Raw genomic sequence first — 13,348 nt, forward strand, 5'->3', positions numbered from 1 at the left:
CGTGGAAACGGCCCGCCAACATCGTTCTTTGGGCCTTGGCGCGGCAACTCCAGACCGGGAGCTCGCTCGCGCCTGTCCGAGGCGCGTGTCCCGGCGTGAGAGCCTGTAGATCGGGCTTGTGGCGCAGGAGTGCCCCGACCAGGCGTGACGGCGGAGCGAATCGGACAGCCCGCGACACGCCGGACGAGCTTGCGGCGCGGTTAGTTGACCCGCGCGGAGCGTAACTCCTACTGTCCGTATCAATCCTCAGGTTGACATAAATCTAAATCTCAACCTGAGGTTGAGAGTTACCCGAACTGTAAAGACGCGGAGACAATCCGCACCGAAATGGCAAGTCAACGAGCGGAAAGGCCCCTCGTCGTGGCAGCACCGCAGAACTACCTCGCGGTCATCAAGGTCGTCGGCATCGGTGGCGGCGGAGTGAACGCCGTCAACCGGATGATCGAGGAGGGACTCAAGGGCGTCGAGTTCATCGCGATAAACACCGACGCCCAGGCGCTGCTGATGAGTGACGCCGACGTCAAACTGGACGTGGGCCGCGAGCTCACGCGCGGACTCGGAGCAGGCGCCAACCCCGATGTGGGGCGCAAGGCGGCCGAGGACCACCGCGAGGAGATCGAGGAGGTCCTCAAGGGGGCCGACATGGTCTTCGTCACCGCTGGCGAGGGTGGCGGCACGGGCACCGGCGGCGCGCCCGTCGTGGCCAACATCGCCCGCTCCCTGGGGGCGCTCACGATAGGCGTAGTGACCAGGCCGTTCAGCTTCGAGGGCCGCCGCAGGGCCTCGCAGGCCGAGGCCGGCATCGAGACGCTGCGCGACGAGGTCGACACCCTCATCGTGATCCCCAACGACCGGCTGCTGTCGATCTCCGACCGCCAGGTGAGCGTGCTCGACGCGTTCAAGGCGGCCGACCAGGTGCTGCTCTCCGGTGTGCAGGGCATCACCGATCTGATCACCACGCCGGGTCTGATCAACCTGGACTTCGCCGACGTCAAGTCGGTCATGTCCGGCGCCGGCTCGGCGCTGATGGGCATCGGCCACGCGCGCGGCGACGACCGCTCGGTGGCCGCGGCGGAGATGGCGGTCTCCAGCCCGCTGCTGGAGGCCAGCATCGACGGCGCCCACGGCGTGCTGCTGTCGATCGCCGGCGGCTCCGACCTCGGCCTGTTCGAGATCAACGAGGCCGCCCAGCTCGTGTCGATGGCGGCGGCGCCCGACGCCAACATCATCTTCGGCACGGTCATCGACGACGCTCTCGGCGACGAGGTGCGGGTCACCGTGATCGCCGCCGGATTCGACGACGTCCCGCCCGCCGACAAGCAGCTGCCGCGCCCGCAGAGCCGTCCCACCGCGACCCAGGCGCCGCCTCTGTCGCCCCCGCGCTCGAGCGCGCCCATGGCGGCGGCCAGGCCCGACCCCGCGCCGCGTTCCGACCTCCGGCCGGAACCGCGTCCCGAGTTCAGGCCCGAGCCGCGTCCCGAGCCCCGCCCGGAGCCGCGCGCGGACTTCAGGCCGGAGCCCCGTACGGACTTCAGGCCCGAGCCCCGGCAGGAGCCGCGCGCCGAGTTCAGGCCCGAGCCGCGTCCCGAGCCCCGCGCCGAGTTCAGGCCGGAGCCGCGCACGGAGGTCAGGCCCGAGCCACGTCCGGAACCGCGTCCGGAGCCGGTGCGTCCGGTGGAGAGCGAGCCCGCCGCCTCCAGCGGCGAGCATGAGGAGCCCTCGGCCCCCGTCTCGATCCCCCGGCCCACCCCGGAGCCCACCAACGCACCCACGCCCATCACCTCCCGCATGTCGGAGCCCGCCAAACGTCGTCCGGTGGTCTTCGAGGAGCAGGAGGAGGAGTTGGACGTTCCCGACTTCCTCAAGTAGCCCGACCGGCCCCCGCCGCTCCCTCCAGAGGTATGGGGAGCGGCGCCGCTGTGTCACCGGGCAGTGCGGTCCCCCCGAGCCGGCGGTCCACCTGCGGCTACGCGCGGCGCTGAGGCGTGGTGCTTCACGGGTGGAAGCCGGTGTCGCGGTGCTGGGGCGGCGGCCGTGGGCGGAGTGGCGCGGGCGGTCATGGAAGTCTCCCCCGCGGAGAAGGAGGGGCGTCACACGCGCCGGATCGACGGCACGCGGTGGGCCCCCAGGTGTGGCGGATGGCGCGCATGGGCGGGCGTACAGGGAGAATGGTGTGCACAGGAGGGAGAGGCGTGCGAACCGAAGAGATCGCCTCCGGCCTGGCCGGGGTCGAGGAGCGGATCGGCGAGGCGTGTCGGGCCGCGGGCCGCGACCGGGGCGAGGTGACACTGATCGCCGTGACCAAGACCTACCCGGCGTCCGACGTGCGGATCCTGTCCGAGCTCGGCGTGCGCGACGTGGGCGAGAACCGCGACCAGGAGGCCGCCGCGAAGGCGCGTCAGTGCGCGGATCTGCCCCTGACGTGGCACTTCGTCGGGCAGTTGCAGACCAACAAGGTGCGCTCCGTGGTCGGCTACGCCGATGTGATCCACGCCGTCGACCGCGGGAGGCTGGTGGAGGTCATCAGCCGGGAGGCCGTCAAGCAGGGCAGGGAGATCGGGTGCCTGGTGCAGGTGGCGCTGGACGACGACCCCGCCAGGGGCGGCGTCGGGCCGGCGGACGTGCCGGCGCTGGCCGCGGAGATCGACGCGGCCCCCGGGATATGGCTCGGCGGGGTCATGGCGGTGGCGCCGCTGGGGGAGGATCCCGCCAAGGCGTTCGCCAGGCTGCGCGATGTGGCGCTGGGCGTACAGGAGCGGCACCCGCGTGCCACGATGATTTCCGCTGGGATGAGCGAGGATCTGGCCGACGCGGTCGCGCACGGCGCCACACATGTGCGGGTCGGTACGGCGTTGCTCGGTCGTCGAAAGCTCTTCGTCAGGTAATGTCCCCTCAAGTGGGTCTTCAGGCCCATGATCCGGTAGAGGTCGATCAGCGGTGAGCTACAAGGGGGTACGGCTACCGCCTCGGACCCGGCTAACAGGCCCGAGCGAGTGCGACCATGAGCAGGAGGACGACGTAGCGATGGCCGGCGCGATGCGCAAGATGGCGGTCTACCTCGGTCTCGTGGAGGACGACCGCTACGAGAGGTACGAGACCTACACGGATGAGTACGCCTACGACGACGATGTGCAGCGAACCGGCGAGGAACGGTCCGTGGCGGTCCAGGACCGCGACGAAGAGACCGACGCGGGAGTGCCCGCCCCCCGGCCCGCCACGACCGTCCTGGAGCGTCGCACGACCGATCTGGCGCGCATCACCACTCTGCACCCCCGGACCTACAACGAGGCCCGGACGATCGGCGAGCACTTCCGTGACGGCACCCCCGTCATCATGAACCTGACTGAAATGGTCGACAGCGACGCCAAGCGGCTCGTCGATTTCGCGGCAGGTCTGGTCTTTGGCCTACATGGCAGCATTGAACGTGTTACGAACAAGGTGTTCCTGTTGTCCCCTGCCAATGTCGAGGTGACCGCCGAGGACAAGGCTCGAATCGCGGAACGCGGGTTCTTCAACCAGAGTTAGAGTCTCTGTATGCCTATCGCACCCAACCAGGTCTCGCCGAGACCGGACGGGCACATCAGAAGTGGAGGCTCGGCCAGACCGTGGGGATCGTAAGTCAGATCTTGGTCGTTGTCCTGTCGCTCTACTTGGTGCTGCTCATCGGCAGGATGATCTTCGAGACAGTGCAGGCGTTCGCTCGACAGTGGCGGCCTTCCGGGGTCGTGCTGGTGCTCGCCGAAGCCACATACACCGCAACTGACCCTCCTCTCAAGTTCCTCCGCCGTTTCATTCCCCCGCTCCGGTTGGGTACGGTGGCCTTTGACCTAAGCTTCACAGTCCTCTTCATCATCGTACTGCTCTTGATCAACATCGCTGGAGCGCTGGGCGGTAGGTGATGGGGGCTGCAGAGCACCGGTCATGATCCAACTCGTGTCCGCGCTGAAGTGATTCGGGTTACCGTCCCTCCGGACAGACTCCAAGCGCGCCAAGGAGACCAAAAAGATGCCGCTTACGCCCGCTGATGTGCGGAACAAGCAGTTCAGTACGACCCGGCTGAGGCCGGGCTACGACGAGGAAGAGGTCGACGCCTTCCTCGACGAAGTCGAGGCTGAGCTTGACCGCCTGATCCAAGAGAACGAGGAGCTCCGCGCGAAGCTGGCCGAGTGCCTGCGCGGCAAGGTGCCTGGTGGCATGAGCATGCCCATGGCCTCCGCGCCGGTCCAGGAGCAGCCCAAGCCCGAGATGATGGGGCCGCCGCAGCAGGAGCCCATGCGGGCGCCCGAGCCGCAGCAGCAGCCCCAGCCGGTTCCCGTGGCCATGAACATGCCTCCCGCCGAGGACAACATGGACACCGCCGCCCGTGTGCTCGCGCTCGCCCAGCAGACCGCCGACCAGGCGATCTCCGACGCCCGCCGCGAGGCGGACGAGACGGTCACCCGCGCCCGCCGCGAGGCCGACGAGATCCTCACCAAGGCTCGCCGTCAGGCCGAGCAGGTCATCGGTGACGCCCGTGCTCGCGCCGAGACGCTCGAGCGCGACGCGCAGGAGCGCCACCGTCAGGCCATGGGCTCCCTCGTCCAGACCCGTGACGAGCTCGAGCGCAAGGTCGAGGAGCTGCGCAGCTTCGAGCGCGAATACCGCAGCCGTCTCAAGCTCTACCTGGAGAACCAGCTCGCCGAGCTGAACGTCTCCGCGGAGGGCAGCGGCGGGTTCCCGGTCATGTCGTCGGGTGCTCCCGGTGTCGGCCCCGGCATGCAGCACGCCGTCCCCCAGGGTGGTCAGCAGCCTCTGCCCGGCGGCCCCAACCCGTTCGGTGGCGAGGCTCCGCAGGGTGCCTTCCCCGGCGGTGACGGTCCGCACAACGACCGCCGGTAAGGTAGCGGGTCAAGGCAGACCCGTCACTCGAAAGAGCTCCTTGTGATCCTTATCAGTGCTGGTTTGGTGCTCGTGGCGGTCATCTTGCTGATCGCGGGCTTCGTACTGGCAAAGCCGTTCCTGATCATGTGGTCCATCGTGGTCAGCGTGCTGTCCGCGCTGTTCCTGGTGATCGGGGCGCTGCTTCGGCGTCACGAGCTGTTTCCCGGTGGTGGGCAGGCCGACCCTCCTCCAGCGGGGCTCGTGCCACCCGGCGTGCCGCACGACCGGACCGGCCCCATGGGGACGCAGGCGTTCCAGCGGACGGCGACCATGCCCTCACCCGCGCATTCACCGGCGCATTCACCGGCGCATTCACCGGGACCCACGTCGGGGCCCGGGCGAGGGCCGTCTCCCGCACCGGCGCCGGGGCCGCACCGTCCCGTGACGGCGAGAGGGATCTCTCCGGACGCGATCGTGCTGGTGATCCCCGGGCGCAAGCGTTACCACGTCCAGGGGTGCCGTCAGCTGATCGGACGGGATCAAGAAGAGCTCACCTACGAGGAGGCGCGCGAGGAGGGCTTCACGCCCTGCACCGCATGCCTGCCTGACGCCGCGCTCGGCGGGCGGCAGCTTCCGCCTGCCGCCGATCCCGAGCCCGCTGTCGAGAGCCTGGCCGAATCCCCCGAGCCGACGCGCGACCTGCGCCAGCCGGTCGTGCCGCCGAAGCCCGACACCAAGGCTTCCACCCCCAGCCCGGACCCCGCCCCCGCCCCCGCCCCCGCCGCCTCGCCCGGCAGCGGCGCGACCGACTGGTTCGGCCGGTCCACCGCACCGGCCAAGCCATCCCCGACGGCCGGCGGCACGCCATCCGCGTCCACGCCGGCGGCCGGTGGCACCGGCAAGCCGCCTTCCTCCGCCTCCACCGAGCGCGACGAGGACGAGGCGGAGACCAGGCTTTCCCTGCCCCTCCCCGGCGCGGCAGAGCCTCCCCGCGGCTCCGAACGGGGCAAGCGGCCGGCGGGCGCGACAGAGCGCGACAGGCCCACGACCGGGGCCCGCCAGGACGAAGAACGGACCGGCGAGGCAGGGCGAGGCGAACAGCGGGCCGGCAGAGCCCAGCTCGGCGAGCAGGCCGCCGGTGGAGCCGAGCGCGACGGGCGTGATCCCGCCAGGTCCCGTCAGCGGCCCTCCGAAGCGCGGGAGCCGGTGGCCTCCGAGAGCGAAGAAGGCTCCTCCGGCCCCGACACCCGTCCCCAGCCTCGTGTCACCGCCTCCGGCACTCCGGTGCCGCAGAGCTCCGGTCCTTCGGCCGAGCCCAGGCGTCCCTCACAGGCGCGTCCAGGCTCCGGGGACGGCCCTTCCTCGCAGCGTTCCGACACCTCACGCGGTCAGTCCGACAAGAGTTCCGGCACCGGGCGCGCGGGTGCCGGCGGCTCGGGCGGCGGGGCCTCGGGCTCCGCGTCCTCCGGCGAGGCCGCGGCCAAGTCCCCGCAAGGAGCCGCCGGGTCTGTGACACCGGAGCGGCCCGCGTCGTCGGCGGAGTCGGCCAAGGCCAAGGGATCACTGCCGACGCCCGCCGCTGCGGCTGACAAGGCGGCCGGAGGGCGGACCGGCTCGGGTTCGGCGACCCCGCCGAGGGCTTCCACCGGCGAGCAGGCCGCAGGCGCCAAGTCGGGTGGCGAGCCGCCGTCCGGCGCCACCGCCCCAGAACGGCCCGCCTCCTCGTCCGCCAAGGGCGCGTCGGCCGGCGTGTCCCCCCAAGATCGCAAGGCGTCCGGCGAGGCCGCGTCGTCGAAGGGCGAGAACGGTGACGCGGCAGCCCCGAAGAAGGCGGAGGCCGACACGGTGAAGGTCATCGTCGGCACCCGCCGCTACCACAGCACCGCCTGCCCGCTGATCAGGGGCGCGGGGGAGTCCGGCGTGGAGACCATGTCCCAGGCCCAGGCCGAGGCGGCGGGCTTGACGAGCTGCTCGGTGTGCCAGCACGACCGCGAGACCGTCAGCTGACGGAGTCCCAGGCTTGTCCGCCGCCGGTCGAGCTGGGGCGGGTCTGCCGCCGTGGTGACGGTCCTCCGGTTGGTGTTCGTGGCGGTGCGCGGGTCGGCGGCGGAGTCCGCGGATGGGTTCACGGCTGGGCGGTGTGTTCGTCCTGAGCTGCCTGCCGGCTGACCGGGATGCGCCCCGTCCCCGGTTGTGCTGTGGGCGATCTCGTACGTGACGGGTGAGGCCGGCGCATCAGGATGGTGCCATGAGGCTCACCAAGTACGGGCATGCCTGCGTACGGCTGGAGAAGGACTCTCGGGCGCTGGTCATCGACCCCGGGCTGATGACCCCGGAGCCGGAGGCGCTGGCCGGAGTCGAGGCGGTGCTGGTCACCCACGAGCATTTCGATCACTTCGACGCGGACCGCCTCTGTGCGGCGGCCGACGCCGATCCCGGTCTGGTCGTCTACACGTGCCCCGGTGTGGCCCGGCACCTGGGGAAGATCGAGGATCGGGTGCGGGTGGTCCGCGATGGGGACGTGGTCGCGGCGGCCGGGTTCGAGGTGGCCGTCGTGGGAGACAAGCACCACTTCAGCCATCCGGACATGGCGCCGGTGGACAATGTCGGGTTTCTGCTTGATGGAGAGGTCTTCCATCCGGGTGACGCGCTGACGCTCGTCGAAGTGCCGACGCTGCTGGTGCCGGGGCAGGCGCCGTGGATGACGGTGCCCGACCTGATCGGCTACCTGCGCGCGATGAGACCCCGCAGGGCGTACGCCATCCACGACGGGCTGCTCAACGAGTGGGGGCTCAAGGTGCTCGACAGTGTGCTGGAAAGCGAGCAGGACGGCCTCGACGCAGACATCCGCAGGCTGCGGGCGGGAGACAGCGTCGAACTCTGACAGCGCGCCCACGCGCGGCCCGGATGTGTGCCCCCGGACGTGTGCCACGACGTGCGGCTGCGACGTGTCGGCTGAGGTGGTGGCGCAGCGGAGTGGCGCGCCGCCCGGGGCGGCAGCGGTGAGGCTGCCGTCCCGGGCGGCGAGGAGTGCCGGTGCCGGTCAGGCGCGGCGGAGCCGGAAGGTGAGGCCCAGGTCGGCGTCCGTGTGCGATGGCAGGCCGGCGGCCTCGCCCTCTGACACCGTCGTCGCCAGGACCTCCTCGGCGACCAGGTCGCCGCCGGAGCGCAGCGCCTGCGCCAGGTCCGGGTTGGTGGCCGTCCACCACAGGTCGATGCGGTCCGTGATGGACAGGCCCGTCGCCTTGCGGGCCTCCTGCACCAGGCGGATGACCTCGCGCAGCAGGCCGGCCCGGCGCAGCTCGTCGGTGAGCTCCAGGTCGAGCGCGACCGTCTCGCCGGTGCCCGTGTCGATCGCGCCCGTCTCCACCGCCCAGCCGGATCGCGGCTGCTCGGTGACGATCACGTCGTCGGGGCCGAGCGTGACCGGGCCGAGCTCGCCCGCCTCCACAGTGACCGTCTCGCCGGAGCGCAGTGCGCGGGCCAGCGAGGTGGCGTCGGCGGCGCCCACCGCGGCGGCCACCAGCTTCGTCTGGGAGCCGAACCGCTTGCCGAGCGCCCGGAAGTTGGGCTTGACGGTGTAGGAGACCAGGTCCGCGCTGTAACCCGACATGTCCTCCAGAGCCTGTACGTTCAGCTCGTCGGCGATCAGGTCACGCAGCTCGCCGGGCAGCGACGGCCAGCCGTGCGCGCCGACCAGGGCACGGCCGAGCGGCTGCCGGGTCTTGACGCCGGAGGAGGCGCGGGCCGAGCGGCCCAGCTCCACCAGCCGCCGCACCAGCGCCATCCGCTCCGACAGCGCCGGGTCGAGCAGCTCCTCGCGTACGGACGGCCAGGAGGCCAGGTGCACCGAGGGGGCGTCGTCGTCGCCGCGCAGCACGTCCCACAGGTAGTCGGTGACGAACGGCACGAAGGGCGCCATCAGCCGCGTCACCGTCTCCAGGCACTCGTACAGGGTGGCGAACGCCTCCGGCGACCCCTGCCAGAACCGGCGGCGCGAGCGGCGCACGTACCAGTTGGACAGGTCGTCGAGGAAGTCGGCCAGCCTGCGCCCGGCCCGCTGCGTGTCGTACTCGTCCAGCGACGCCGTGACGTCGGCGACGGTCCGGTGCAGCTCGGCCAGCGCCCACCGGTCGAGCAGCGGGCGCTCGGCGGCCGCAGGGGCGTCGGCCAGCATGGCGGGCGACCACGACTCGGCGTTGGCGTAGAGAGTGAAGAAGGAGGCGGTGTTCCAGTAGGTCAGCAGGACCTTGCGGACGATCTCCTCCAGCGCGTTGTGGCCGACCCGGCGGGCCGACCACGGCGAGCCCGCGCAGGCCATGAACCAGCGCAGCGCGTCGGCGCCGTGCTCGTCCATCAGTGGCAGCGGCTCCAGGATGTTGCCCAGGTGCTTGCTCATCTTGCGGCCGTCCTCGGCCAGGATGAGCCCGAGGCACAGCACGTTCTCGTACGACGACTGGCCGAACACGAGCGTGCCCACGGCCATCAGCGAGTAGAACCAGCCGCGGGTCTGGTCGGTGGCCTCGCAGATGAACTGCGCCGGGTAGAGGCCCTCGGGCTTGCCGGGCTGCCCCCACTGGGCGAACGGCATGGAGCCGGAGTCGTACCAGGCGTCGATGACGTCGGGCACGCGGCGGGCCTCGGCCGAGCAGGCCGGGCAGGGGAACGCCACGTCGTCCACGAAGGGGCGGTGCGGGTCGAGCGCCGACAGGTCCTCGCCGGCCAGGCGGCCGAGCTCCTCCATGGAGCCCACGCACGTCACGTGGGACTCGTCGGCCGAGCACACCCACAGCGGCAGCGGCGTGCCCCAGTAGCGGGAGCGCGACAGCGACCAGTCGACGTTGTTACGCAGCCACTCGCCGAAGCGGCCCCACTTGATCGTGTCGGGGTACCAGTTGGTGCCGGCGTTCTCGGCCAGCATCTGGTCCTTGACCGCGGTGGTCCTGATGTACCAGGACGGGAGCGCGTAGTAGAGCAGCGGCGTGTGGCAGCGCCAGCAGTGGGGGTAGCTGTGGTCGAAGTGCCCGCCGCGGAACAGCAGGCCACGGCCGCGCAGGTCCTCGGTGAGCGCCTCGTCGGCGGCCTTGAAGAACTGGCCGCCCACCATCGGCACGTCGTCGAGGAACCGCCCGTCGGGGCCGATGGGGTTGACCACCGGCATGTCGTAGCGCTTGATGACGGCCAGGTCGTCGGCGCCGAACGCGGGCGCCTGGTGGACCAGGCCGGTGCCGTCCTCGACGGTCACGTAGTCGCCGAGCACCACGTAGTGGGCGCCGGGGATGTCGACCAGGTCGAAGGGCCGCTGGTAGGCGGTGTGCTCCAGCTCGCGGCCCGTGAGGCGGGCCACCTCGGTGACGTCCTCGCCCAGCACCGAGAGCAGCGGCTCGGCCACCACCAGGACCTCGCCGCCGGCGGTGCGCGCGGCGACGTAGGTCACGTCGGGGTGCACGGCGACGGCGGTGTTGGAGACCAGCGTCCACGGCGTGGTCGTCCAGATCAGCAGCGAGGCGCCCAGCTCGGCCAGCGGGCCGGAGGTGACGGGCATGCGGACATAGACCGACGGGCTGGACACGGTCTCGTAGCCGCCGGGCTGGCCCAGCTCGTGGTCCGACAGGCCGGTGCCGCAGCGCGGGCAGTAGGGGGTGATGCGGAAGTCGCGGAACAGCAGGCCCTTGTCGAAGACGACCTTGAGCGACCACCAGACGGCCTCGATGTAGGCGGGGTCCATGGTCCGGTAGGCCGTCGACAGGTCGATCCAGTAGCCCATCCGCTCGGTGAGCTGCTCGAAGGCGTCGACGTGCCGCAGCACCGACTCCCGGCACTTGGCGTTGAACTCGGCGATGCCGTAGGCCTCGATGTCACGCTTGCCGGCGAGGCCGAGCTCCTTTTCGACGCCGACCTCGACGGGCAGGCCGTGGCAGTCCCAGCCGGCCTTGCGGGGCACGCTGAAGCCGCGCATCGACTTGTAGCGCGGGAACAGGTCCTTGAAGACCCGGGCCTCGACGTGGTGGACGCCGGGCAGGCCGTTGGCGGTGGGCGGGCCCTCGTAGAAGACCCAGGCGGGGTTGCCCTCGTTCTGCTCGACGGAGCGTTCGAAGATCTTCCCGTCCCGCCAGCGGTCCAGGACCTCGCGCTCGAGCGCGGGCAGGTCGACCTGCGCGGGAAGAGAGCGGAAAGATGGCGAAGACATTTCGGGTGGGACCTCCACGCGTCACAGGCCGGCAAACGGGCTTTGCGCGAAGGGACGAAGCCGGTGGGGCTCCGCGGTACCACCCTTCTTGGCCTCGGGGGAGGCCCTCTCCATTGAGGCTGCGGCCGGGTCTAGTGAGCTCGATGCGAGCCGTTCTTCCGGCGGCTCCGGGGTGATATCCCTCACAGGAGGGCCCCATCAACGCCTTGCAACTTCACACCATAACGCAGAGTGGACCCGAAGGCTTCCACGTTTACCGGTGGTGCCCCGCCATCCCCTAGAACCGACAAAGTTGTGGGAATGGAGTCCACTGGGGAGGAGTTAAAGACGCGAGGCGGGACAGTACCGGAGAGGTAATCCGTCCGGCGGGTCGTTTGCCATTCCGTTATAGGAGACCTAGGCTGCCCGCACCATTCACGGCCTTGATCAGCATGGAGGCAGCCATGGTGGCAGTCACGCAGACCGCTACACCGTCGATGTGGTCGAAGCAGGAGCTGGCCGAGGTACGCGGCACCCTGCGGAGCGAGATCGACGAGCTCAACGCGGACATCCTCCGCCACGAGTCCGAGATCGCCTCGGGAGACGTCACCCAGGGGGCGGGTGACGACCAGGCGGACGCCGGCGCCAAGACCTATGAGCGCGAACGCGAGATCGCCCTTACCCTGAATGCACGCGACCTGGTCGCGCAGAACGAACGTGCGATCGCCAGGATCGACGCAGGGACCTATGGAGTGTGCGAATCGTGCCACAAGCCGATCGGCAAGGAGCGCCTTCAGGCGTTCCCGAGGGCGACGCTGTGCGTGGCCTGCAAGCAGAAGGAGGAGCGCCGGTAGTCAGACGGCGGGGCCGTCTCCTGGCCCTTCTAGGCTCGCTGGCGGCCGTCATCTACGTGTCCGACGTGATCACCAAGACGGTGGTGCTGCGGACGCTGGAGGGCGAGCCGCCGCTGGTCGTGATACCGGGCGTGCTGCAGTTCAGGGTGATCTTCAATTCGGGGGCCGCGTTCAGCATCGGCACCGGGATGACCCTCATCCTCACCCTCATCGCCGCGGGCGTGGTGGTGGCGATCATCCGCACGGCGCGTCACCTGCGCAGCCTGCCGTGGGCGATCACGCTGGGCATGCTGCTGGGCGGCGCGCTCGGCAACCTCACCGACCGGCTGCTGCGTTACCCGTCCGGCTTCGGCAGGTCCACGCAGCTGCGGGGGCACGTGGTCGACTTCGTCGAGGTGCTGCCGGGCAACTTCCCGGTGATCGACTACTTCCCGATCTTCAACGTCGCCGACTCGGCGATCGTCTGCGGCGGCATCCTCGCCGTGATCCTGGCCTGGCGGGGCTACCAGCTCGACGGGACCAAGGAGGGGAAGAGTGGCCGAGCAGCGTAGTCTCCCCGTCCCCGACGGGCTGGAGGGCGAGCGGGTCGACGCCGCCCTGTCGAGGCTGTTCGGATTCTCGCGGACCCGCGCCGCCGAGCTGATCGGAGCCGGCGAGGTGCTGGTCGACGGCCGGCAGCCCGCCAAGTCCGACCGGGTGCACGCGGGCGCCTGGCTCGACGTGACGCTCCCGCCGCCGGCGACCACCCCGATGCCGGTGGCCGAGCCGGTGCCGGGCATGCGCATCGTGTACGAGGACGACGACATCGTGGTGGTCAACAAGCCGATCGGAGTGGCCGCCCACCCGACCGTCGGCTGGACGGGCCCGACCGTGCTGGGAGGCCTGCTCGGCGCTGGCCACACGATCGCGACCAGCGGCGCGGCCGAGCGCCAGGGGATCGTGCACCGGCTCGACGCCAACACCACCGGCTCGATGGTGGTGGCCAAGAGCGAGCACGCCTACTCCCACCTCAAGCGCGCCTTCAAGGAGCGCACGGTCGACAAGCGCTACCACGCGCTGGTCCAGGGGCATCCCGACCCGTTCAGGGGCACGGTCGACGCGCCGATCGACCGTCACCCGTCGGGCGACGGCAGGTGGGCGGTGGTCGCCGGAGGCAAGGCGTCGATCACCCACTACGACACGATCGAGGCGTTCAGAGCGGCCTCGCTGCTCGACATTAAACTGGAGACCGGCCGCACCCACCAGATCAGGGTGCACATGTCCGCGCTGCGCCATCCGTGCGTGGGCGACATGCTGTACGGCGCGGATCCGACGATCGCGGCCCGGCTCGGCGTCACGAGGCAGTGGCTGCACGCGGTCTCGCTGGGGTTCGAGCATCCCGCCACCGGCGAGTGGATGTCGTTCAGCACCGACTATCCGGAAGACCTGCAGAAGGCCCTCGACACCGTACGCGCCGAGTCCTGAT

At 70.5% G+C, this 13,348-nt stretch carries 11 protein-coding genes; 10 read left to right on the forward strand and 1 reads right to left on the reverse strand.

What is annotated here, in order from left to right:
* Positions 1 to 360: 360 nt before the first annotated feature.
* The 7 genes from ftsZ (at position 361) to V5E28_RS23215 (ending at position 7,744) form a co-directional block, all read left to right on the forward strand.
* Complete coding sequence (gene ftsZ, locus V5E28_RS23185) at positions 361 to 1,869, forward strand: cell division protein FtsZ (protein WP_336209127.1); 1,509 nt, start codon at positions 361 to 363, stop codon at positions 1,867 to 1,869.
* Positions 1,870 to 2,168: 299 nt separating this feature from the next.
* The gene (locus V5E28_RS23190; RefSeq protein ID WP_336209128.1) at positions 2,169 to 2,885 is read left to right on the forward strand and encodes a YggS family pyridoxal phosphate-dependent enzyme; all 717 of its coding nucleotides are present in this window, start codon (positions 2,169 to 2,171) and stop codon (positions 2,883 to 2,885) included.
* A 139-nt stretch (positions 2,886 to 3,024) separates the two neighbouring features.
* On the forward strand, positions 3,025 to 3,525 hold the full coding sequence (locus V5E28_RS23195; protein WP_336209129.1) for a cell division protein SepF: 501 nt from the start codon (positions 3,025 to 3,027) through the stop codon (positions 3,523 to 3,525).
* Between the two features lie 80 nt (positions 3,526 to 3,605).
* Positions 3,606 to 3,899 carry a YggT family protein gene (locus V5E28_RS23200; RefSeq protein ID WP_336209130.1) on the forward strand — a complete coding sequence of 98 codons (294 nt, stop codon included), beginning with the start codon at positions 3,606 to 3,608 and terminating at the stop codon, positions 3,897 to 3,899.
* Between the two features lie 106 nt (positions 3,900 to 4,005).
* Positions 4,006 to 4,878: a DivIVA domain-containing protein gene (locus V5E28_RS23205; RefSeq protein WP_336209131.1), complete on the forward strand. Its 873-nt coding sequence runs from the start codon at positions 4,006 to 4,008 to the stop codon at positions 4,876 to 4,878.
* A gap of 72 nt (positions 4,879 to 4,950) precedes the next feature.
* Positions 4,951 to 6,867, forward strand: coding sequence for a hypothetical protein (locus tag V5E28_RS23210; protein ID WP_336209132.1), 1,917 nt, complete (start codon positions 4,951 to 4,953; stop codon positions 6,865 to 6,867).
* Between the two features lie 241 nt (positions 6,868 to 7,108).
* Positions 7,109 to 7,744, forward strand: coding sequence for an MBL fold metallo-hydrolase (locus tag V5E28_RS23215; RefSeq protein WP_336209133.1), 636 nt, complete (start codon positions 7,109 to 7,111; stop codon positions 7,742 to 7,744).
* Positions 7,745 to 7,903: 159 nt separating this feature from the next.
* Here V5E28_RS23215 and ileS read toward each other — a convergent pair whose 3' ends face one another.
* The gene (ileS, locus tag V5E28_RS23220) at positions 7,904 to 11,050 is read right to left on the reverse strand and encodes an isoleucine--tRNA ligase (RefSeq protein WP_336209134.1); all 3,147 of its coding nucleotides are present in this window, start codon (positions 11,048 to 11,050) and stop codon (positions 7,904 to 7,906) included.
* 443 nt (positions 11,051 to 11,493) lie between these two features.
* Between ileS and V5E28_RS23225 the strand changes: the two genes are divergently transcribed.
* From V5E28_RS23225 to V5E28_RS23235, 3 genes are read left to right on the forward strand one after another with little or no spacing between them, the layout of a single operon-like run.
* Positions 11,494 to 11,883 carry a TraR/DksA family transcriptional regulator gene (locus V5E28_RS23225; RefSeq protein ID WP_336209135.1) on the forward strand — a complete coding sequence of 130 codons (390 nt, stop codon included), beginning with the start codon at positions 11,494 to 11,496 and terminating at the stop codon, positions 11,881 to 11,883.
* Positions 11,847 to 12,434, forward strand: a complete 588-nt coding sequence (locus tag V5E28_RS23230) for a signal peptidase II (RefSeq protein WP_336209136.1) — start codon at positions 11,847 to 11,849, stop codon at positions 12,432 to 12,434. The genes V5E28_RS23225 and V5E28_RS23230 overlap by 37 nt, the downstream gene beginning before the upstream one ends.
* The gene (locus tag V5E28_RS23235; protein WP_336209137.1) at positions 12,418 to 13,347 is read left to right on the forward strand and encodes an RluA family pseudouridine synthase; all 930 of its coding nucleotides are present in this window, start codon (positions 12,418 to 12,420) and stop codon (positions 13,345 to 13,347) included. Before V5E28_RS23230 ends, V5E28_RS23235 begins: the two co-directional genes overlap by 17 nt.
* The last annotated feature ends 1 nt before the right edge of the window (position 13,348 follow it).

Source organism: Nonomuraea sp. LPB2021202275-12-8 (assembly GCF_037044575.1).
GTDB lineage: Bacteria > Actinomycetota > Actinomycetes > Streptosporangiales > Streptosporangiaceae > Nonomuraea.